This is a genomic window from Streptomyces sp. NPDC051740, assembly GCF_044453165.1.
Classification (GTDB): Bacteria; Actinomycetota; Actinomycetes; order Streptomycetales; family Streptomycetaceae; genus Streptomyces; species Streptomyces atrovirens.
Window position 1 is genome coordinate 14,133 of sequence record NZ_JBITCL010000005.1, and the last position, 20,488, is coordinate 34,620.

At 71.2% G+C, this 20,488-nt stretch carries 16 protein-coding genes and 1 pseudogene; 3 read left to right on the forward strand and 14 right to left on the reverse strand.

Translation table 11 applies throughout. The annotated features are described in order from the left end of the window. Window positions 1-153 precede the first annotated feature (153 nt). Both ACIA6T_RS10045 and ACIA6T_RS10050 read right to left on the reverse strand, forming a co-directional pair. Window positions 154-489 carry a hypothetical protein gene (locus ACIA6T_RS10045; protein WP_019524256.1) on the reverse strand — a complete coding sequence of 112 codons (336 nt, stop codon included), beginning with the start codon at window positions 487-489 and terminating at the stop codon, window positions 154-156. Between the two features lies 1 nt (window position 490). Continuing rightward, window positions 491-679: a hypothetical protein gene (locus ACIA6T_RS10050; RefSeq protein WP_399446087.1), complete on the reverse strand. Its 189-nt coding sequence runs from the start codon at window positions 677-679 to the stop codon at window positions 491-493. Window positions 680-808: 129 nt separating this feature from the next. Here ACIA6T_RS10050 and ACIA6T_RS10055 point away from each other — a divergent pair, with 129 nt between their 5' ends. After that, window positions 809-1,828: a helix-turn-helix transcriptional regulator gene (locus tag ACIA6T_RS10055; RefSeq protein WP_399446088.1), complete on the forward strand. Its 1,020-nt coding sequence runs from the start codon at window positions 809-811 to the stop codon at window positions 1,826-1,828. Here ACIA6T_RS10055 and ACIA6T_RS10060 read toward each other — a convergent pair. The 7 genes from ACIA6T_RS10060 to ACIA6T_RS10090 form a co-directional block, all read right to left on the reverse strand. Next, on the reverse strand, window positions 1,803-2,822 hold the full coding sequence (locus ACIA6T_RS10060; protein ID WP_399446408.1) for a LuxR C-terminal-related transcriptional regulator: 1,020 nt from the start codon (window positions 2,820-2,822) through the stop codon (window positions 1,803-1,805). The two genes, ACIA6T_RS10055 and ACIA6T_RS10060, sit on opposite strands and share 26 nt — an antisense overlap. A 433-nt stretch (window positions 2,823-3,255) precedes the next feature. After that, entirely contained in the window at window positions 3,256-4,374 is a 1,119-nt protein-coding gene (locus ACIA6T_RS10065; RefSeq protein ID WP_399446089.1) for a sugar ABC transporter substrate-binding protein, read from the reverse strand. A 264-nt stretch (window positions 4,375-4,638) separates the two neighbouring features. Next, window positions 4,639-5,088 (reverse strand): heat shock protein transcriptional repressor HspR, encoded by a 450-nt coding sequence (locus ACIA6T_RS10070; RefSeq protein WP_073933147.1) that lies wholly within the window; start codon window positions 5,086-5,088, stop codon window positions 4,639-4,641. Between the two features lie 6 nt (window positions 5,089-5,094). Beyond that, window positions 5,095-6,276: a molecular chaperone DnaJ gene (gene dnaJ / locus ACIA6T_RS10075; RefSeq protein ID WP_399446090.1), complete on the reverse strand. Its 1,182-nt coding sequence runs from the start codon at window positions 6,274-6,276 to the stop codon at window positions 5,095-5,097. A 36-nt stretch (window positions 6,277-6,312) separates the two neighbouring features. Beyond that, window positions 6,313-6,984 carry a nucleotide exchange factor GrpE gene (grpE, locus tag ACIA6T_RS10080; protein WP_399446091.1) on the reverse strand — a complete coding sequence of 224 codons (672 nt, stop codon included), beginning with the start codon at window positions 6,982-6,984 and terminating at the stop codon, window positions 6,313-6,315. Then, window positions 6,981-8,825 (reverse strand): molecular chaperone DnaK, encoded by a 1,845-nt coding sequence (gene dnaK / locus ACIA6T_RS10085; protein ID WP_399446092.1) that lies wholly within the window; start codon window positions 8,823-8,825, stop codon window positions 6,981-6,983. Before dnaK ends, grpE begins: the two co-directional genes overlap by 4 nt. Before the next feature lie 93 nt (window positions 8,826-8,918). Beyond that, window positions 8,919-9,956, reverse strand: a complete 1,038-nt coding sequence (locus tag ACIA6T_RS10090) for an MraY family glycosyltransferase (protein WP_399446093.1) — start codon at window positions 9,954-9,956, stop codon at window positions 8,919-8,921. Window positions 9,957-10,227: 271 nt separating this feature from the next. Here ACIA6T_RS10090 and ACIA6T_RS10095 point away from each other — a divergent pair, with 271 nt between their 5' ends. Beyond that, window positions 10,228-12,510: a heterodisulfide reductase-related iron-sulfur binding cluster gene (locus ACIA6T_RS10095; protein WP_399446094.1), complete on the forward strand. Its 2,283-nt coding sequence runs from the start codon at window positions 10,228-10,230 to the stop codon at window positions 12,508-12,510. 148 nt (window positions 12,511-12,658) lie between these two features. On the opposite strand, the gene ACIA6T_RS10100 is transcribed toward ACIA6T_RS10095, so the two are convergent. Next, on the reverse strand, window positions 12,659-13,597 hold the full coding sequence (locus ACIA6T_RS10100; protein WP_399446095.1) for an FAD-dependent oxidoreductase: 939 nt from the start codon (window positions 13,595-13,597) through the stop codon (window positions 12,659-12,661). Between the two features lie 140 nt (window positions 13,598-13,737). On the opposite strand from ACIA6T_RS10100, the pseudogene ACIA6T_RS10105 reads away from it, so the two are divergent. Then, window positions 13,738-14,004 (forward strand): annotated as a pseudogene (locus ACIA6T_RS10105) (glycosyltransferase); the annotation flags it as partial. A 7-nt stretch (window positions 14,005-14,011) separates the two neighbouring features. Here ACIA6T_RS10105 and gltX read toward each other — a convergent pair. The 4 genes from gltX to ACIA6T_RS10125 form a co-directional block, all read right to left on the reverse strand. Then, window positions 14,012-15,388: a glutamate--tRNA ligase gene (gene gltX / locus ACIA6T_RS10110; protein ID WP_399446409.1), complete on the reverse strand. Its 1,377-nt coding sequence runs from the start codon at window positions 15,386-15,388 to the stop codon at window positions 14,012-14,014. A gap of 132 nt (window positions 15,389-15,520) precedes the next feature. After that, window positions 15,521-16,225, reverse strand: coding sequence for a restriction endonuclease (locus tag ACIA6T_RS10115; RefSeq protein WP_399446096.1), 705 nt, complete (start codon window positions 16,223-16,225; stop codon window positions 15,521-15,523). A gap of 293 nt (window positions 16,226-16,518) precedes the next feature. Next, window positions 16,519-16,812: a MerR family transcriptional regulator gene (locus ACIA6T_RS10120; RefSeq protein ID WP_399446097.1), complete on the reverse strand. Its 294-nt coding sequence runs from the start codon at window positions 16,810-16,812 to the stop codon at window positions 16,519-16,521. Between the two features lie 314 nt (window positions 16,813-17,126). Then, window positions 17,127-20,009: an AAA family ATPase gene (locus tag ACIA6T_RS10125; protein ID WP_399446098.1), complete on the reverse strand. Its 2,883-nt coding sequence runs from the start codon at window positions 20,007-20,009 to the stop codon at window positions 17,127-17,129. Window positions 20,010-20,488 lie beyond the last annotated feature (479 nt).

Here is a 20,488-nt window from a genome sequence, read left to right on the forward strand (position 1 = left end):
CGCCCCCCCCCCCCCCGCGCCCCGCGCCGCCCCCCCCCCCCCCCCCCCCCACCCACCCCCCCCCCCCCCCCCCCCCCCCCCCCCCCCCCCCCCCCCCCCCCCCCCGCTGCGGGGGGAAGCACCTGCGCGATCTTTTACGACGGGGGAATCGCGTCAGGCACTGCGGGGGGTGGCCGAGATGGTCCGGGGGGCAGGGGAGTCCGACTCCACCTGCCGGTGGTCCCGTTGGTCCAGGTTCACAAAGATCATTCCGTACCGGATGGCACACCGCACGGGCTTCGGCGCCCCCCTGGGCCGCCGCAGGCACCGGTACGCCCGTACGTCCCCGTCCTCGTCGCGGGTGACGACGACCGGCTCACCGAAGACGGTCACCATCAACGAGTCACCGCTGTGGGGGATGGCGGTGACCAGGTCGATGAAGTGCCATCCGGATCGGTAGGCGGTCGCCATCTCCCGGCGGAAGGAGCGGTCGTCGGGTGGAGTAGTCATGTCAAGCCCACACGCTGTCATCCGTACGCGCGGGGCCGGCCCACACGCTGTCGGCCATGACCGCGTCCTCCGCGACGATCGGCGCGACGACCGGCGGCCACACACTGTCCGCCCTGACGTCCACCTTCGCCTCGGAGAGGCCGCCTGCTATCCCAAAGGCCACACCGGCGGAGAAAGCGGCGACAAGCACCGAGCGAAGCATTTTCTTACCCATAGTCGGCTTCGTCCTCACTTGAAGGTCCCCTCTGTCCCCCGTCCAGTACGACGATGGCTCATTCGGGCACATCATGGCCACACGATCGGTGCATCATGTTCCTGCATGTTCAGGACCCTGTGGGGTGGAGATTTGGGAACAAAACAGACCAAGGCGGCACATCCTCACGCGGTGACCGAGCTGTGCGAGGAGGGGGGGCGACTGTACGCGAATGCCCTCCGCGCGGGACGTATCGCCCGCGCCGACGTGGAACCCGCGCCCTGCTTGATGGACTTCGCCCTTCTTCATCCGGATCCCGACGATGCGCAGTGGTTGCGTCCGGTGCTTCCCTCGATCGCGCTTTCCCAGCGGTTGAGCCCCATAGAACGGGAGATCACCGAACGCCGGCGCCTGTCGATAGAACTCGCCGACACTTTCGAGCCTTTCATGTCCCTGAGCGCCCGGGAGATCGCGCCCGCCCACTCGATCACGGTGCTCGAGGGCAACGACCGCATCAACAGCGCGCTGGACCTGGCCACCGCCCAGTGCCGGACGGAGATGCTCACCGTCCAGCCGAGCGGGCACCGGCCCGAACGCAGCCTGCTGCAGGGGTTCGAGCGCGACCGGCTGCTCGTCGAACGCGGCGTGCGCATACGCACCCTCTACCAGCACACCGCCCGGTTCAACCCCGAGCGCCTCTCCTACGTCGAGCAGTTCGCCAACGGCAGGGCGGAGTACCGCACCATCGACGAGCTGGTGGAGCGCCTCATCATCTGCGACGAGACGGTCGCCTTCATCCCCGTGCGCGACGACCGCCAGGTCGCCCTGGAACTGCGGCACACCGGCCTCGTCCGCTATCTGAGCAAGGTCTTCGAGTTCATGTGGAGCCGCGCGGTCCCGCTGACCGCCGGCACCCCCTACGAGACCGCGCCCGACGGCATACCGGAGATACAGCACTCCATCGCCAAGCTCCTGGTGGAGGGCCACGTGGACGAGGCCATCGCCCGCCGCCTCGGCATGAACGTACGGACGTGCCGCGCCCACATCGCCAAACTCGCCGCCACCCTCGGCAGCGGCAGCCGGGCCCAGCTCGGCTACCTCATCGCGGAGTCCGGGATCCTCAACCAGGAGGGCGCACCGCAGTGACGGCGGGGCGGCGGAAGCCGTCCAGGCCGGCCTGGGCGATACGGACGCCGAGCTGCGTACGGCTGGTCGCGCCCAGCGTCTCCGACAGGCGGGCGATGTGGGCCCGGCAGGTCCGCACGCTGATGCCGAGGCGTTCCGCGATCACCGCGTCCTGATGGCCCTCCGCGAGCAGCGCCGCGATGGACTGCTCCCGGTGCGAGATGCCCTCGATGCCGGTGTCGGGCAGCGGGGCGGTCAGCGGGATGGCGAGCCGCCACAGCCGGTCGAAGACCGTGCCCAGGTACTCCACCAGCGCCGGGTGGCGCAGCTCCAGCGCCATGGTGCGCTCGGTGTTGGCGGGGATGAAGGCGACCGTGCGGTCGAAGAGGATCAGCCGCTCGACCACCTCGTCCAGGGTGCGCGCCTCCACCGCGTCGCCCATCAGCTCCAGATAGCTGAGCAGTCCGTGCCCGTGCCGGGCGACATGCGTGTACAGGTCCCGCATGCGCACGCCCCGGCCGCGCAGCGCCGTCGCCCGGTGCAGGCCCTCGGACAGCTCCGCCTCGCGCCGGATGCCGCCCGGCTGGACGGTGAGCACCTCGGTGGTGCACGCCTGGGTCGCCTCGTCCATCGCGGCCTGGATGCGGGCGAGCCCGTCCAGCACCCGGATCGCCGGGCCCTCCGCCGCCGTCGGCGCGGCGGGCACCCGGTGGCCCAGACCGGCGTACCGTTCGAAGGCCTCGACGGTCGAGCCGACCCGGCGCCGGCTCGCGTTCACCTCGTCGTACATCCCGCGCAGCAGCCGGGTCATGACCTCCTGCGGGGGAGTGGGGACGAGCCAGTCCATGTCGTCGGGGTCGGGGTGCAGCAGGGCCAGTTCCAGCAGGCAGGGCACCGGCTCCGCGTCCCGGCGCGGCAGCCGTCCGCGCCGTACGGCCCGGGAATACACGCGATCCCCGGCCTCGCACAGTCGGTCAGCACCGTGTGGATGCCCGTCCGTCCCGTGCCCGGCCATCGCCCGTCCCACCCCCGGTTCAGCCACTTTCCGCAGCGCAACTATGCGCGGCCGGAACCGGCTGTGCAACATGGGCAGGGTCCGGCGCCGGGATCAGGCCGGATCAGGGAGCGGGGTCCGGTGGTGGGGTACCTCCCACGCCTTTCAGGCAGTGGGGGAGCATCGCAAGGCGGAGGAGGGCGCCAGGGCGGAGCCCTGGCGACCGACGACAACGCGGCGGTGGGGGTCCCCCCGCGCATGGGGGTCCCCCGCGCATGGGGGTCCCCCGCGCATGGGGATCCCCCCGCTCGAGCGAAGCCGAGAGTGGGGGAGGAGCCGAGAGTGGGGGGAATGGTGCCAGGGCCCGCGAGCCCGGCCTGATCCCGGCGCCAGACCCTGAGAGCCGGCGCCGGTCGGAGGACCGGCGGGTGTCCGGATACCGACGGGTCGGCGGCTACTTCAGCTTGACCGCCTCGCAGGCCGCCGCGAACTCCGCGGTGCAGATGTCCGAGACGTCGTAGATCTCGTCGGCGACCACGGTGTCCTCGATGTTGTCCTTGGTCAGCGCGACCACGGGCACGAGCTGCGCCGGGATGTCCTTGGTGGTGGGGCTGTCCACCCGCTCGCGGGTGAGCGCGTCGAACTGGATGTCCTTGCCCTGGACCTTCGCCACGGCCATCTCGGCGGCGTTCTCGGCCTCGTCCGGGTAGGACTTGTACACGCTCATGTACTGCTCGCCGGCGAGGATGCGCTGCACCGCCGCGAGTTCGGCGTCCTGGCCGGTGATCGGGGGCAGCTCGGTCACGCCGGCGGCCTTGAGCGCCTTGACGATGCCGCCCGCCATGCCGTCGTTGGCGGAGTAGACCGCCTTGATGTCGCCCGCGCCGATCGCGTCGATCGCCTCGGCCATGTTGGCCTGCGCGTTCTCCGGCTTCCAGTCCTTGGTGTCGTAGGACTTGGCGATCGTCACCTGGCCCTTGAGCTCGGAGAGCGCGCCCGCCTTGAACTGCTTGGCGTTGGGGTCGGTCGACGAGCCGTTCATCATCACGATCTTGTCGGTGATGCCGGACTCGGCGCCGAGCGCCTCCAGCAGGGAACGGCCCTGCACCTCGCCGACCAGCTCGTTGTCGAAGGAGATGTACGCGTCGATCGGGCCCTCGGCGAGACGGTCGTAGGCGATGACGGGGATGCCCGCGTCCTTGGCCTTCTGCACGCTGTCCGCGACGGCGTGCGCGTCGACCGCGTCCAGCACGATGACGTCGACCTTGTCGTCGATCATCTGCTGCATCTGGTCGGCCTGCTTGCCGGCGTCCGCCTCGGCGTTGGCGTACTCGACCTTGCCCTTCTTGTTGGTGAGCGACTCCACCTTCGTCTTGAAGATGGGGTAGTCGAACTGCTCGTACCGGGTGTTGGCCTTCTCCGGGAGCAGCAGCCCGACGGTCATGTCGTCGCCCTTGGCCGGGCTCTCGTCGTCACTGCTCCCCGTCGCGTTGAGCGCGCCGCATCCGACGAGCGTGACGGACATGGCGGTGGCGGCCACGGATATGGCGATACGACGCATGCGAGGGCTCACTTCAGGTGCGTTTCGGACGTGGGCACAGCTTTGCGGCCCATGTGACTGAAAAGCCAACGCTTCAGTCCCCACCGGAGTCAAGGTCGGCCGCTTAACGAGATGGACACAGCACGGTGCGCCGAAATCGTGAGAGACCTGCGGACGTCCGGCGAGAATCATCTGGACACGCAGCCATACCATAGTCACACAAGCAACTGTGCCTAAACCGAGAGGCCCGGAGGTTCGTGAACCTCCGGGCCTCTCTCGGTACTCCGGGCCGGCGCCTCAGTCCGGCTGCTGCCGCTTGGGCCGCCACACCACCAGCGCGCTGGTCTGCTGCACCTCCTGGTAGGGCACCAGGTCACGGCGGTACGAGGCGTGCACCGCGGCCTCGCGCTGCCGCATCGCCGCGGCCGCCCCGTCCAGGGCGTTCTCCAGCTCGGCCGCGCGGGCCTGGAGGGCGGCGACCTGGTTCTCCAGTTCGATGATGCGCTTGATTCCGGCCAGGTTGATGCCCTCGTCCTGCGACAGCTGCTGCACCTGACGGAGCAGCTCGATGTCACGGGCCGAGTAACGGCGGCCCCGTCCGGCCGTGCGGTCCGGCGACACGAGACCCAGCCGGTCGTACTGCCGCAGCGTCTGCGGGTGCAGGCCGGAGAGCTGGGCCGCCACCGAGATGACGTAGACCGGGGTGTCCTGGGTCAGTTCATACGGATTGCGTCGACGGCCGTCCATCTGAAATCAAGCTCCCTTCGCGGCCTGAAACAGCTCCGCCCGCGGATCGTCGTCCGCGGTCGCCTCGCGATACGCCTCCAGTGCGTCACGAGCCTTCCCCGACACGTCCTTGGGAACACTCACCTCCACGGTGACCAGCAGATCGCCGCGGGTGCCGTCCTTGCGGACCGCGCCCTTGCCCCGGGCCCGCATGGTGCGCCCGTTGGGCGTGCCCGGCGGCAGCTTCAGCGTGACCGGCGGACCGCCCAGCGTCGGCACCCGGACCTCGCCGCCGAGGGCGGCCTCGGTGAACGCCACCGGGACCGTGACGGTGAGGTTGTCGTCCTTGCGGCCGAACACCGGGTGGGCGCCGACGTGCACGACGACGTACAGATCGCCGGCGGGACCGCCGCGCTCGCCCGGCGCGCCCTTGCCGCGCAGCCGGATCCGCTGGCCGTCGCTGACGCCCGCGGGGATGCGCACCTGCATGGTCCGCGAGGACTTGGCCCGGCCGCTGCCCTTGCAGATCTCGCAGGGCTCCTCCGCGATCAGACCGCGGCCCTTGCAGTCGGGGCAGGGGTCGGTGAGCGAGAAGCCGCCGCCGGAGCCCCGCGCCACCTGGCCGGTGCCGACGCAGGTCGGGCACACGCGCGGTGTGCCGTTCTTGTCGCCGGTGCCCGAACAGGCCTTGCAGGGCGCCTGCGACGACATCCGCAGCGGGACGGTCGCGCCCTCGATCGCCTCGGTGAAGCTGAGCGTCACCTCGGACTCGATGTCCTGGCCGCGCCGCGGCTGGGTGCGCGTGGTGCCCGCGCCGCCGCGGTTGAACAGGCCCCCGAAGACGTCACCGAGGCCGCCGCCGAAGCCGCCGCCCGCCTGCTGGCCGCCGGCACCCTGACCGCCGAAGAGGTCACCCAGGTCGAAGTTGAAGGAGCCGCCGCCCGCGCCCGGCCCCGGACGGAAGCCTCCGCTGCCGAAGAGCGCGCGCGCCTCGTCGTACTCCTTGCGCTTCTTGGGGTCGCCGAGGACGTCGTTCGCCTCGGAGATCTCCTTGAACCGCTCCTCCGCCTTGGCGTTGCCCTTGTTGGCGTCCGGGTGGAACTCGCGGGCGAGCTTCCGGTACGCCTTCTTGATCTCGGCCTCGGTGGCGTCCTTGGGGACGCCGAGGACCTTGTAGAAGTCCTTCTCGATGAAGTCCTTGGTGCTCATCCCCGACGTCCCTCCTTCCCTGCGTCAGCTATTACGTCAGCCCTCCTCCGGGCCACCGCTCTCCTTGTCCTCCGACGGTCCGTCCTGCGCCTCGGTGGTCTCCTCGGCCGGCTTGACCGCCTGCGCGCCGGGCTGCGGCTCGGCGACGGCCACCCGCGCGGGGCGGATGGTGCGCTCGCCGATCCGATACCCCGGCTGCAGAATCGCCACGCACGTCGTCTCGGTGACGTCCGGCGCGTAGCTGTGCATCAGCGCCTCGTGGATCGTCGGGTCGAAGGGCTCGCCCTCCTTGCCGAACTGCTGGAGGCCCATCTTGGCGATGACCGTCTCCAGCGACTCCGCGACGGACTTGAAGCCGCCGACCAGCTCGCCGTGTTCCCGCGCGCGGCCGACGTCGTCGAGCACGGGGAGCAGCTCGCTCAGGAGGTTCGCCACGGCGATCTCCTTCACGGCGATCCGGTCGCGCTCGACCCGGCGGCGGTAGTTCTGGAACTCGGCCTGGAGGCGCTGGAGGTCCGCCGTGCGCTCGTTGAGCGCCGTGCGCGCCTGGTCCAGCTGGGCCACCAGGGCCGCTTCCTGGCCCGTGTCCCCGGCCGGGGCCGCCCCCTCCTCCGCGGAGGGTGTGGCGGCGGCCTTCGGCTCGGCTTCGTCGGAGGGGACGTCGGGCTGCTGCGACTGCTCGTCGAAGCCCGGGGTCTCCTCGGTCACGCCGCACCGTCCTTGCGGTCCTCGTCGACGATCTCGGCGTCGACGACGTCGTCGTCGGCCTTCGCCTCACCGGCACCGGCGGACGCGCCACCGGCGGCCTGCCCGGCCTGGGCGTCGGCGTACAGGGCCTGGCCCAGCTTCTGGGAGACGGCGGCGACCTTCTCCGTGGCGGTGCGGATCTCGGCGGAGTCCTCGCCCTTGAGCTTCTCCTTCAGCTCGGCGACGGCGGTCTCGACCTCGGTCCTGACGTCACCGGGGACCTTGTCCGCGTTGTCGCTGAGGAACTTCTCGGTCTGGTAGACGAGCTGCTCGCCCTGGTTGCGGGTCTCGGCGGCCTCGCGGCGGGCGTGGTCCTCCTCCGCGTACTTCTCGGCCTCCTGGCGCATCCGGTCGACCTCGTCCTTCGGCAGCGAGGAGCCGCCGGTGACGGTCATCTTCTGCTCCTTGCCCGTGCCCAGGTCCTTCGCGGTCACGTGCATGATGCCGTTGGCGTCGATGTCGAAGGAGACCTCGATCTGCGGGACGCCGCGCGGCGCCGGCGGCAGACCGGTCAGCTCGAACATGCCGAGCTTCTTGTTGTACGCGGCGATCTCGCGCTCGCCCTGGTAGACCTGGATCTGCACCGACGGCTGGTTGTCCTCGGCCGTGGTGAAGATCTCGGAGCGCTTCGTCGGGATCGTGGTGTTGCGCTCGATCAGCTTGGTCATGATGCCGCCCTTGGTCTCGATGCCGAGGGACAGCGGGGTGACGTCGAGCAGCAGGACGTCCTTGACCTCGCCCTTGAGGACACCGGCCTGGAGAGCGGCACCGATCGAGACGACCTCGTCCGGGTTGACGCCCTTGTTGGCCTCCTTGCCGCCGGTCATCTCCTTGACGAGCTCGGCGACGGCGGGCATGCGGGTGGAGCCACCGACGAGAACGACGTGGTCGATCTCGGACAGCTGGATGCCGGCGTCCTTGATGACGTTGTGGAACGGCGTCTTGCAGCGCTCCAGCAGGTCGGCCGTGAGCTGCTGGAACTGGGCGCGGGTGAGCTTCTCGTCCAGGTGCAGCGGGCCCTCGGCGGACGCGGTGATGTAGGGGAGGTTGATCGAGGTCTCGGTGGACGAGGACAGCTCGATCTTCGCCTTCTCGGCGGCCTCGCGCAGACGCTGCAGCGCCATCTTGTCCTTGCCGAGGTCCACGCCGTGGCCCGACTGGAACTGCTTGACCAGGTAGTCGACGACGCGCTGGTCCCAGTCGTCACCACCGAGGTTGTTGTCACCGTTGGTGGCCTTCACCTCGACGACACCGTCGCCGATCTCCAGCAGGGAGACGTCGAAGGTACCGCCACCGAGGTCGAAGACGAGGATCGTCTGGTCGTCCTTGTCGAGGCCGTACGCCAGGGCGGCGGCCGTCGGCTCGTTGACGATGCGCAGCACGTTCAGACCGGCGATCTCGCCGGCCTCCTTGGTCGCCTGGCGCTCGGCGTCGTTGAAGTACGCCGGGACGGTGATGACCGCGTCCGTGACCTTCTCGCCCAGGTACGACTCGGCGTCGCGCTTCAGCTTCTGCAGCACGAAGGCGCTGATCTGCTGCGGGTTGAAGGGCTTCCCGTCGAGCTCGATCTTCCAGTCGGTGCCCATGTGGCGCTTGACCGACCGGATGGTCCTGTCGACGTTCGTGACCGCCTGGCGCTTGGCCACCTCGCCGACCAGCACCTCGCCGTTCTTGGCGAAGGCGACGACGGACGGCGTGGTCCTGGCGCCCTCGGCGTTGGTGATGACGGTGGGCTCGCCGCCCTCCAGAACGCTGACGACGGAGTTAGTCGTGCCCAGGTCGATGCCGACCGCACGTGCCATTTCGATTCCTCCAGCTGACTTGAGTGGAACGGACTCAAGCATGCATGACACCCGGCGCGGGGTCAACAGAGCTGAGTCGAGCAGACTCAACTCTTATCCGTTCCTTACACGCAACCGCTCCCTGACCTGCGGTGATGCTTCGACAGATCGTTGACGGGGACGAAAAACGGGGGTGACGGGCAACCGTACGAGCGCGAGTACGACCACCGCGGCGACCGCCGCCACCCACACCACCGCGCCCCCGGACACCCGCCCGATGTGGGCGGCCACCCCCACCAGCACCCCGCCCAGCGCGCCGACGCCGAGCAGGACGGTCACCGCGCGGGGGGCGAGTCCGAGCCGCCGCAGCCGGTGCCCCAGGTGGTCCGGCCGGCCGCGGGTCAGCGGCCACCGGGACAGCCGCCGCGCGAGGACCACCAGTACGGCGTCGGCGCACACCACGGCCGTCAGGGCGAACAACACCCCGGCACCGGTCCCGATTCCCTGCCCGGCCCGCACGAACACCGCCGCCGAGGCCACCGTGAACCCCGTGAACAGCGAGCCGCCCGCCCCGAGGCCGGCCCGCGCGGGATGCCAGTTGTGCAGCAGGAACCCGGCGAGCGCGGCGGCCAGCACGCTCATCAGCACCGCGATCCCGTCCATCAGCTCGGCCGCCGCGCAGACCGCCACCCCGAACGCGGTCACCACCCCCACGGTGCCGGCCAGCCCGTCGACGTGGTCGAGCCCCCGGAACGCGGCGGTGACCGCCACCACCCACCCCACGGCGAGCACCCCCCGCACGACCCCGGTCTCCGTGTACGGCACGACGAGCGCCGCCGCCACGGCCGTACCGGCGAGCGGGACCCACCACCGCAGCCGCCACACGTCGGCGGCCAGCCCGAGCACGCCGATCCAGGCCCCGGCGGCCAGCAGCCGGCCGATCCCGGTGCCGAGCGGGGCATGTCCCGCCCGGTCGCCGAGCCCCGCCACCAGCACGGTCGCGAGCACGACGGCCGTTCCCCCGGACAGCGGCAGCGCCCAGCGGCGTCTGCGGTCCACGATTCCCAGGCGCAGGGCGGGGACCCGCAGCAGCTCCGCGAGGAGGGCGGAGAGCAGCAGGGCGGTGGCGGTGGCGGCGATCCCGTAGAGCACGGATATAAGTTAGGGGCGTATGGACCGATTTATCGCGAATAACACGATCGGATCCCGGACGCCATTCGGGACGCCCCCCGGGGGTGCCGCCATAGGCAACCCTGAGCGATTCAGATCACCCCGCGCCCGGCTACAGTGCGACCGGAGATGGGGGTAATCTCGAACGGACTGCATAAGTTACCGCTTAGTAATTTCGGGGAAGCCGTAGTGGAGCCCCCGTTCCAGTCCTGAAAATCCCTCGTCAAACCCCTCGCAGGCCCGAGGAGCCCCCATGCAACTCGCCGCGATCATCGTGTCGCTGGTCCTGACCGTGGTCGGCGTCGCGCTGCTCGCACGCGCGATCGGCCAGTTCGTCCGGTACTTCAAGCTGGGCCAGCCGGTCCCGGCCGGCGCCCGGACCGACAATCCCTACCAGCGCAGTGTGACCCTGGTGCGGGAGTTCCTCGGCCACACCCGCATGAACCGGTGGGGTGTCGTCGGCATCGCCCACTGGTTCGTCGCCGTCGGCTTCCTGACGCTGCCGCCGACGCTGGCCCAGGCGTTCGGCCAGCTCTTCGAGGCCGACTGGGTGCTGCCGGTCATCGGCGGCTTCCTGCCGTTCGAGCTGTACATCGAGTTCATCGGCGTGATGACGATCCTGGGCATCGCCGTGCTCATCGTCATCCGGCTGCTGAGCCTGCCGTCCCGCCCCGGCCGCAAGTCCCGCTTCGCGGGCTCCAAGGCGGGCCAGGCGTACTTCGTCGAGTACGTCATCCTCACCATCGGCCTGGCGATCTACGTGCTGCGCGGCCTGGAGGGCGCACTGCACCACGTGGACCAGTACGAGGCCGCGTACTTCGCGTCGTACCCGCTGGTCCTGGCCTTCAAGGGGCTGAGCGTCGTCGCGCTGCAGAACCTGGTCTACCTGTTCGCGATGATCAAGATCTCGACGTCCTTCATCTGGATGATCGTGGTCTCGCTCAACACCAACATGGGTGTGGCCTGGCACCGCTTCCTCGCCTTCCCGAACATCTGGTTCAAGCGCGAGGCCACCGGCGGGACCGCCCTGGGCGCGCTCCAGCCGATGACGTCCGGCGGCAAGCCGATCGACTTCACCGACCCCGGTGACGACGACGTCTTCGGCGTCTCCCAGGTCGAGCAGTTCTCCTGGAAGGGCCTGCTGGACTTCTCCACCTGCACCGAGTGCGGTCGCTGCCAGTCGCAGTGCCCCGCCTGGAACACCGGCAAGCCCCTCTCCCCCAAGCTCCTGATCATGTCCCTGCGCGACCACGCGCACGCCAAGGCCCCCTACCTGCTGGCCGGCGGCGGCAAGACGACGGAGGGCGAGGAGAAGGCGTCCGAGGAGCAGCTCGCGGGCGTGCCCGCGGCGGCGCTGGCGGAGGCCGAGCGTCCGCTGATCGGCACGGCGGAAGAGAACGGCGTCATCGACCCGGACGTCCTGTGGTCCTGCACCACCTGCGGCGCCTGCGTCGAGCAGTGCCCCGTCGACATCGAGCACGTCGACCACATCGTCGACATGCGCCGCTACCAGGTGATGATCGAGTCCGCGTTCCCGTCCGAGGCGGGCACGATGCTCAAGAACCTGGAGAAGAAGGGCAACCCCTGGGGCCTGGCGAAGAAGCAGCGCCTGGAGTGGACCAAGGAGGTCGACTTCGAGGTCCCGGTCGTCGGCAAGGACATCGAGGACCTGACCGAGGTCGAGTACCTGTACTGGGTCGGCTGCGCCGGCGCCCTGGAGGACCGCGCGAAGAAGACCACCAAGGCCTTCGCGGAACTCCTCCACATCGCGGGCGTCAAGTTCGCGATCATGGGCGGCGACGAGAAGTGCACGGGTGACTCGGCGCGGCGCCTCGGCAACGAGCCGCTGTTCCAGGAACTCGGCATGGAGAACGTCATGTCCCTCAACGCCGCCTTCGGCGAGGAGACGGACGACGACGGCAAGGTCGTGCCCGAGTCGGCGAAGCCCAGGTCGGCGAAGAAGATCGTCGCCACCTGCCCGCACTGCCTCAACACCCTCGGCAACGAGTACCCGCAGCTCGGCGGCGACTACGAGGTCATCCACCACACCCAGCTGCTCCAGCACCTGGTGGACGAGGGCAAGCTGATCCCGGTCACCCCGGTCGAGGGCATCATCACCTACCACGACCCGTGCTACCTGGGCCGCCACAACAAGATCTACACGCCCCCGCGCGAGATCATCGGCAAGGTCCCGGGCCTGCGCAACGAGGAGATGCACCGCCACAAGGAGCGCGGCTTCTGCTGCGGCGCGGGCGGCGCCCGGATGTGGATGGAGGAGCGGATCGGCAAGCGCATCAACAACGAGCGCGTCGACGAGGCCCTCTCCCTGAACCCGGACATCGTCTCCACCGCCTGCCCGTTCTGCCTGGTCATGCTGACCGACTCGGTCAACGGCAAGAAGAACGAGGGCAAGGCCAAGGAGTCCATCCAGGTCGTCGACGTCGCCCAGCTCCTGCTGGAGTCCGTCAAGACCCCGGCCGGCCCGGCGGGCGACGAGGAGAGCGAGAGCGCTCCGGAGCCGGAGCCGGTGAAGTAACCCGTCCCGGGGCGGACCGGTTCGCGCCGCTCCCGCCCCGTGCCCTTCAGCGCCCCGTCCCGGCTCCGGCCGGTGACGGGGCGCTGCCGTACGGTACGGGCTTTTCCTCCCGGTCTCTTCCCGGGTCTCCCGTACAGTGGCGCCATCGTCAGCCTTTGGTGAGCAGGTCCCTGGCCGCGTAGTAGGCGTGCAGCGCGGCCTCGCTGCCGGAGCCCAGGGCGGTCATGATCCGCTGGAAGCGGGCGGAGCGGAGGTCGCCGGCGACGATGACGCGGGGGTGCTGGTCGGCGGGCGGGCAGTATCCGTCCGCACCGCGGGTCAGGTCACCGGACGGGGCGGTCGGCGCGTTCCCGATGCTGAGGTAGGCGGCGTCCGCCGTGACCGTCTGCCGTTCGCCGTCCCTGCCCACCGCTTCCGCTGACACCACGGTGCCTTCTGCGGACCCCAGCGTCAGGTGTTCGACGGGGACGAGTGTGACTCGGGGGTCCTCGCGGATCTCCTCGGTCTTGTACTCGTCGGCCGCCGGGTGGGCCACGAGCAGGCGGGTGTCGGTGGTCGGATGGGCGCGCAGGAAGGTGCCGATCGGGCGGTCGCCGCCGAGGACGAGGAGAGTGCGGCCCTCGGCGTCGTCCGCGTCGGCCTGCCAGAGCGGGGGCAGGGTCAGGCCGTCGGAGGCGGTGATCCAGGGAACGTCGCGGGGCTGGAGGGGGCCGACGCCGGTGGCGACGACGGCGTACGGGGCGGTGAGGCGGGTGGCGGTGTCGAGCGTGACGGTCACGTGGGCCTCGTCGGCACGGAGTTCGGTGACGTACCGGCCGAGTTCGAGACGGCACAGCTCCGTGCTCTTCAGCTCCGTGGTGATGGAGTCGGCGAGCTCGGGACCGCTCGTGTAACCACCGAGGACGTTGTTCAGGACCGGGATGCGGTAGAGGTTGCGGCACAGCGCATCCGGCTCGATCAGGATCGAGCGCATCCCGACGCCGGCGGCCATCCGGGCGGCGGCGCAGCCCGCCGGGCCGCCGCCGATGACGATCAGGTCCGTGTCGTGGGTGGCGGGCGAACCGGTACGGGACGGTGTGTCGGCCATGGGGCTATTCCAGCACCGGGTGCCCGGCGTACGCGGTGAGTTGTCCCCTCACGTGTTCGCTGGTGACGAGTTGGCCGGTTCCGATCAGGCGGCGGGCGACGAGGAGGCCGCGTCGGGGCCGGCGTCGCCGGTGAGGTTCCCCCGAGATGCGGGAGGGCTGGAGTCGCTGCGCAGCCGAGGCCCTGCTGATCGGTCTGCCCTGCCTGATCCGCCCGGTGGCCGGCCTGGGTGACCTCGCCGCGCTGACCGGCCAGCCGGCCCCGGACCTCGACTGCCTGCCGACGCAAGTCCGGGAACGCGCGGCGGCGCACCAGATCGAGGCCAAGGCTGCGTACGAGGCCCTGGCCCGGTTCGATCTGAACTACTTCGGCGACGCCTGGGGCGACCTTCTCGCGAAGGTCGCCTGACCGACGGCTATGCCTGTGCGGCGGCCAGCTTCTTGGCCGCCGCGTCCAGACGGGCCAGTACGCGGTCCCGGCCGAGCAGCTCCATCGACTCGAACAGCGGAAGTCCGATCGTCCGGCCGGTGACCGCAACCCGGATGGGCGCCTGGGCCTTGCCCAGCTTGAGACCGTGCTTCTCGCCGACGGCGAGCAGGACGGCCTTCAGGTCGTCCGCCTTCCAGTCCGCGGCAGCGGCCAGCTCGGCACGGGCGTCGGACAGGATGTCGCCGGCGCCGGCTTTCATCGCCTTGTTCCACGACGCCTCGTCCTCGGCCGGCTCGTCGAGGAACAGGAAGTCCACGTAGTTGGTGATCTCCGACAGAAGCGCCAGTCGGGTCTGGGCCAGCGGAGCCGCCACCTCGAAGAGGTCCTTGTCGAACGCCTCCGGGGCCCACGGCGCGTATGGGGCGACGAGCCACGGCGCGCAGGCGTTGGCGAACTGCTCCGGCGAGAGTGCGCGGGTGTAGTCGCCGTTGAACGCCGTCAACTTCTTCACGTCGAAGAAGGCGGGCGCGGTGTTGACGTCCTCGATCCGGAAGAGCTGCTCCAGCTCCTCGTACGGCATGATCTCCCGGTCGTCGCCGGGGCCCCAGCCCAGGAGCATCAGGTAGTTCACCATCGCCTCGGGCAGGAAGCCCTCGGCGAGGTAGTCCTCCAGCGCGACCTTGTCACGGCGCTTCGAAAGCTTCTGCCGCTTCTCGTTCACGATCACCGGCAGGTGCGCCCACACCGGCGGCTTCGCACCCAGCGCCTCCCACAGCAGCTGCTGCTTCGGCGTGTTCGACAGGTGCTCCTCGCCTCGGATGACCTGCGTGATGCCCTCGTCCAGGTCGTCGACCACGTTCGCGATCAGGAAGACCGGGGACCCGTCACCACGAGCGATGACGAAGTCCTCGATCGCGCTGTTCGGGAACGCCGGCTCTCCTCGGACCAGGTCGACCACGACGGTCTCACCCTCGTCCGGCGTCCGGAAGCGCAACGCCCGCCCCTCCTCGAAGGCCAGCCCCCGGTCCCGGCAGAACCCGTCATAACCCAGGTGATCCGAGCCCGTGCGCTCCTTCAGCTGCTCCCGGGTGCAGTCGCAGTAGTACGCCCGACCGGCCGCGAAGAGCTGCTGGGCAGCCTCCCGGTGCCGGTCGGCGTTGTGCGACTGGAAGTACGGGCCCTCAAAGGCCGCGTCCTCACCGTGGATGCCGATCGCCGCGAGCGCGTCGATGATCCCGTCGATCCACTCCGGCTTGTTCCGGGCCGCGTCGGTGTCCTCGATCCGCAGAACGAACGTGCCGCCGGACTGTCGCGCCACGGCCCAGTTGTAGAGAGCGGACCGTGCACCACCGACATGGAACATGCCGGTCGGGGACGGGGCGAAACGAACGCGAACCGGGGCAGTAGACATGCGCTCCAGAGTACTGACGCCGGACGCCCGCACCGGACCACTCCGCATACCCCCGCGCCAGCGTTTTCCGGTCGTTCGCGCCCTCTACCCGTACGTCTCCTTCCAGCGCTCCCGGTGCCGGCGGTCGCCCTGCCCCAGGCCGTTCACCGCGCCGAGCGACAGCAGCGAGGCGCCGTTGTTCCACAGCCCGAGGTGATCACGGTGGACGGCGAGCATGTCGTTCTCCATGGCGAACTTCTCAGCCGGCCCGCTGAAGTACGTCGTGGCCACGAAGATCGCCACGTCGGCCTTGAAGTGCGCCTTCGCGCCGAGGAGGTCACGCATCTCCCGGCTGGGAATCCTGCTCTTGGGCGTGTACCGCTTGCACTGGATCACCATGCCCCGCCCATCGGGAAGGCGCCCCAGCACGTCGGCCCCGTTGTCGTGAGAGCCACCGACCCTCCGCACATCGGTGCACCCGTCCCGTCGGCACAGTTCCACGACGAAGTCCTCGAACTCCGTCCCCGTCATCGCGTCGACCTCGGCAAGCGTCCGGTGCCCGGCCTTCACGGCCTCGTCATGCCGCCACTGCCGGTCACCACCCTTGATGAACCGATCGGTGCGCCACAACCACCACCCACCGCCGGAGACGCCGACGAGAACGAGCGCACCGACGAAATAGGGCCAGATCACACCCCAGAAGGCCACCAGGAGGACGACGCTCCCGGCCCCGGTGACGGCGCCGGCCTCGAGTCGCTGCCGACGACGCCTGCGCGCAGCCGATACCCGCCGTTTCCGTACCGCCGCCATGGCCCTCCCCTTGCTCCGGCACAGCAGGATCAAGGAGACCGCATCGAACCGTAAGGGCGCCGATCAGCCAATGGCCGGCAAGTGGCGCTCCGCTTGCCCGGATGTCCACCCCGTCCCTGCCCTCAAGTGCGGCGAACGTCCTCGGCTCATTCACTACCGGCGCTCACTCGAACGCGGGCACATTTCTGCTCGAACCCCACGTCGTCCTGGTCTACTTGCCGCGCCTGTACCGCCAACGACTCATTCATGGCCTGTTGGCTGCCCGGCGGGCTGAACAGCCAATCCTGAACCGGTCAGGTGAAACGGGGGAACCTCACCTCGGCCACCAGTGAGTAGCTGGACAGGTGCTCGGCCTCCCCGATCTTCTTCAGGTTGGCCAGAGCCTTGCGGATCATCTGGAGCGACACGTCCTGACGAAGGTGCGCGAACGCACGCAGTGCCAGCACGTCGCGGAAGGAGTACAGGGCGGGCCTGGCGGCCAGTTCGGGACACAGGATCGGCCCGTTGCCACGATCCTGTCGCCATGTGCGCAGTTGCCCGACTGTCGCTCCGGAGAGAGCCGCAGCCATACGGGTCGAGTACGCCATCCGCTCCCTCCGCTCCCCGGTCGCGTTGTCCTACGTCCTACGTCCTACGCGATTCTGCACGCCATCATCCCAGTTCTTCCGCTTGAGAACGCTACAGAACGCGGGAGGCGAGCACTGGGACAACCGTCCTCCGGTACCGGGAGCAGAGCCGCAGGCAGTTCGGTGTGGCCGCCCCCGCCGCCGTACAACGGCACCGCCCGCCCCCGCACCGGCCCGCACGGGCCGAGGCACCGGACAGTACCGGGAGCGGAGCCGCGGGCGGCCCGGTGTGGCGGTCTTCGCCGCTGTACGACGGGGCCGTCCGTCGCCGCGGGTCAGCCCGCGCGGGCCGGGGCGTCGGGTGGGGCCGGGGGCAGGGCCCCGGGGAGTTCGGTGCGGCGGGTGATGCCCAGTTTGCGGTAGGCGGCCGTCAGGTGGGTTTCCACCGTGCGGCGGGCCAGGTGCAGTAAGGCGGCTATCTCCGCGTTCGTGCGGCCCTCGGCCGCGAGGCCGGCGATGCGGCGTTCGCTGCCGGTGAGCGCGGCGGGGCCGGTGCGCGGGGCGCCGGCGCGGCGGGCGCCGCCCTCGCGGAGCAGTTCCTCGGCGACGGTGCGCAGCCGGACCGCGCCGTGGCGTTCGGCACGTTCCACCGCCTCGCGCAGCGACTCCCGGGCGTGGGAGCGCTCCCGCAGGGCATGGAGCAGCCGGCCGTGCGAGATCAGGGCCGAGACCAGCTCCGTTCCGGCCGGTTCCCCGCGCAGGAGCCCGACCGCGCGGCCGGTGAACTCCAGGCCGCGCCGGCCGCCCGTCGCCTCGCCCAGCACGCGCAGTGCGCGGCCCCGTACGCGCGGGGTGTGCCACACCTCGGCGAGCCGCAGTTCCTCCTCGGCGAGGGCCAGCGCCTCCCGCGGCCGGCCGAGCGCCAGCTCGCACTCGGCGGCGGCGACGCGCCAGGGGGCGACCACGGACCTGAACGCCTCGCGGGCCGCCTGGCGCCGTCCGCACTCCATGAAGTCGTCCAGCGCCGCCGCCGGGTCCCCGGCGGCGGCACGCAGCAGCCCCCGCGCGTACAGGAAGCGGTGGGTCCGCCAGGAGTCCGGTGCCGTCCGCAGGTCGAACCCGTCCACGAGGCGGGTGGCCTCCTCCAGCCGGCCCGTCTCCACCAGCGCGATCACGGCCTGCGTGTGCGCGCTGGTGGGTCCGGGCCCGGACGGCCCGGCCCCGGACGACCGGGCCCTCGGGTCGGCGAGCACGGCGTCGAAGTCCGCGCGGGCCGCCGCGAGATCCACGCGCAGGTCGAGCAGGACGTGGTGCATGGGGTGCAGCAGGAAGGAGCCCAGCGCGTCCAGGGCGCGCCGCACCAGGCGCTCGGCCTCGTCGAGTTCGTCCGCCCAGTGGGCCACGGCGGCGGCCGTGCCGAACAGGAACGGCTCGGCGATCGGGTCGGCCGGCCCCTCCAGGAGCGTGCGGACCTGCGCCATCGCGTCCCGTGCGGAGATCAGGCCGGCCGTCGCCTCGTAGCGCACGTTCAGTATCCGGTGGGCCGCGCCGAGCAGGTCCGCGGTGTCCCCGTCCGGCCCGGACCGCCGCCGGTACTCCCTGCGCAGGGCGCCCAGTTCCTCGTCGGACATCAGCACGGCGACGGCGCGCAGCGTGCGCACCAGGTCGGGCCGGTCCGCCAGCCGGGGCTCCTCCTCCCGGAGCATGCGCAGCGCCGCCCGGGTCTCCCCGCTGCGGACGAGCGCCGTGGCCAGGGCCACCATCGCCCGCACCAGGTTCCGGGACCCGCCCGGCAGCCGTACGGCCTCCGCGAGCCGGGCGATGCCGCCGGACGGGTACTCGGCGCACTCCAGGGAACCGAGCTGGATGAGGACGGTGGCCCGGCGGACGGGCGCCATGGGTTCGTCCAGGGCTCGTCTCAGGAACGCCACGGCGCCTCGTGGGCGGCCGGCGCGGACCTCGTCGGCCGCGGCCTCGACCAGCACGTCGACGGCCCAGGGCTCGGCCACCGCGGAGGCGTGCGACAGGTGTCCGGCCACCACGGCGACCTCGGCGCCCCCGCGCATCAGCTCCTCGGCGGCGGTGCGGTGGGCCGCCCTGCGCCGGCCGCTCGTCCAGCCGCTCAGCACCGCGTCGCGCAGCAGCGGGTGCGCGTAACGGTGCGGGCCGTCCGCGTCCTGGCGCAGCAGGCCCAGGCGGGTCATCGCGGTGAGCCAGCCCGCGACCCGGTCCGGGTCCGCCTGGGCCGTCCTGGCGATGATCCGGGTCTGGACGTCGCGGCGTTCGGCGGGGCGGCACCCCGGGTACCGGTTCCGCGCGGGCGCGGTGCCGTCCGCGGACGGGGCCCGTGCGGCCCCCGCGTCCGCTTCCCCGCTCTCCAGCACGGCCAGGGAACGGGCGACCTGGGCCGTCGCCCCGCCCGCGCCGGCCAGCCACCAGGACACGGCGTCCGGGTAGGCGCCCGGGTACAGCGCGGCACAGGTGTCCGGCAGCGGGGCGGACCCGTCGGTGGTGCCCCCGGACGACAGGTCCTCCAGCAGGGCGTGCAGCAGCAGCGGGTTGCCCGCCCCGGCCCGTACGCAGTCGGCCACCCGCTCGGGCGTGGCCTCGGGGAGCGCGGCGCGGACCAGGTCCGCGGCGGCGCCGTCGCTCAGCGGGGCGAGGGTGTGGGTGCGGGCGAGGGCGGGGGAGAGCCCGTGGGCGACACCGGCGCCGGGCGGGTCGATGTCGTACTGGCTGCGCTCGGTGACCACCAGGAGCACCGGCAGCCCGTCGACGAGCCGGGCCGCCTCCGCCAGCCAGCGGCGCGAGAGCGGGTCGGCGACGTGCACGTCGTCGACCGCCACGAACAGCGGGGCCTCGGCCGCGTACGTCTCCAGCAGCCGCCACAGCAGCGCGGACCGCGTCCGGTGGTGCGCGGCCCGGGGAGTGCCGGGGTCCGCCGGGGGGGCGTCGACGAAGTCCGCCTCCGCGCCGAAGAGCTGGTGGACGACGCCCCAGTCCGTACCGCTGTTCTCCGGGGCGCAACGGGCCCGCAGCACCCACATGTTCCGGGCCGCGGCCTGCTGTGCGGCGGCCCTCAGGAGGGCGGTGCGGCCGGTGCCGGTGGCGCCGCGCAGCAGGAACAGGCGGCCCGAGCCCTCACGGGCGCGTTCGGCCTCCGCGGCCAGCAGCCGCAGGGCGTCGTCCCGTTCGCTGAGGGGTTCCACTGAGGACAACGGTTCCTCCTGGGCCGGGGCGGGTGACGGGGGCGGATCCCACGGGGCACGGGGCGGATCCCACGGGGCACGGGGCGGATCCCACGGGCGACGGGGGCGGATCCCACGGGGCACGGGGCGGATCCCACGGGCGACGGGGGCGGATCCCACGGGCGACGGGGGCGGATCCCACGGGTGACCGGACGGAACGGCGGCCGGCCCCTCCCTGGAGGACGTGAAACGGACCCTGCGGGTGCCCCGACGGGCGGGCCCGGGTGGCCTGTTGAGGCAAGAAGCGGAAACAAGGGGTGAATCCTCGCCACAGGTATGGACGAAGCACACCGGGTCGTGTTCCATTCCCGCAGAGCCGGGCCCCGTCCCCGTCCTCGTCCGCGTCCCCGGGCCTGGGCCTGGGCCTGGGCCTGGGCCTGGGCGGAAAGCACAGCGCACAGGGCGCGGCCGGGGTGTCGGGCGCGCGCCCGGCCGGCGAGCGGTGCGCG

What these genes read in the sequence shown, in the direction of transcription:
- ACIA6T_RS10045 (WP_019524256.1), bottom strand. Translation starts at nt 489, where the DNA reads ATGACTACTCCACCCGACGACCGCTCCTTCCGCCGGGAGATGGCGACC.
- ACIA6T_RS10055 (WP_399446088.1), top strand. Translation starts at nt 809, where the DNA reads ATGTTCAGGACCCTGTGGGGTGGAGATTTGGGAACAAAACAGACCAAG.
- ACIA6T_RS10060 (WP_399446408.1), bottom strand. Translation starts at nt 2,822, where the DNA reads ATGGCCGGGCACGGGACGGACGGGCATCCACACGGTGCTGACCGACTG.
- ACIA6T_RS10070 (WP_073933147.1), bottom strand. Translation starts at nt 5,088, where the DNA reads ATGGACGGCCGTCGACGCAATCCGTATGAACTGACCCAGGACACCCCG.
- dnaJ (WP_399446090.1), bottom strand. Translation starts at nt 6,276, where the DNA reads ATGAGCACCAAGGACTTCATCGAGAAGGACTTCTACAAGGTCCTCGGC.
- dnaK (WP_399446092.1), bottom strand. Translation starts at nt 8,825, where the DNA reads ATGGCACGTGCGGTCGGCATCGACCTGGGCACGACTAACTCCGTCGTC.
- ACIA6T_RS10095 (WP_399446094.1), top strand. Translation starts at nt 10,228, where the DNA reads ATGCAACTCGCCGCGATCATCGTGTCGCTGGTCCTGACCGTGGTCGGC.
- ACIA6T_RS10100 (WP_399446095.1), bottom strand. Translation starts at nt 13,597, where the DNA reads ATGGCCGACACACCGTCCCGTACCGGTTCGCCCGCCACCCACGACACG.
- gltX (WP_399446409.1), bottom strand. Translation starts at nt 15,388, where the DNA reads ATGTTCCATGTCGGTGGTGCACGGTCCGCTCTCTACAACTGGGCCGTG.
- ACIA6T_RS10115 (WP_399446096.1), bottom strand. Translation starts at nt 16,225, where the DNA reads ATGGCGGCGGTACGGAAACGGCGGGTATCGGCTGCGCGCAGGCGTCGT.
- ACIA6T_RS10120 (WP_399446097.1), bottom strand. Translation starts at nt 16,812, where the DNA reads ATGGCGTACTCGACCCGTATGGCTGCGGCTCTCTCCGGAGCGACAGTC.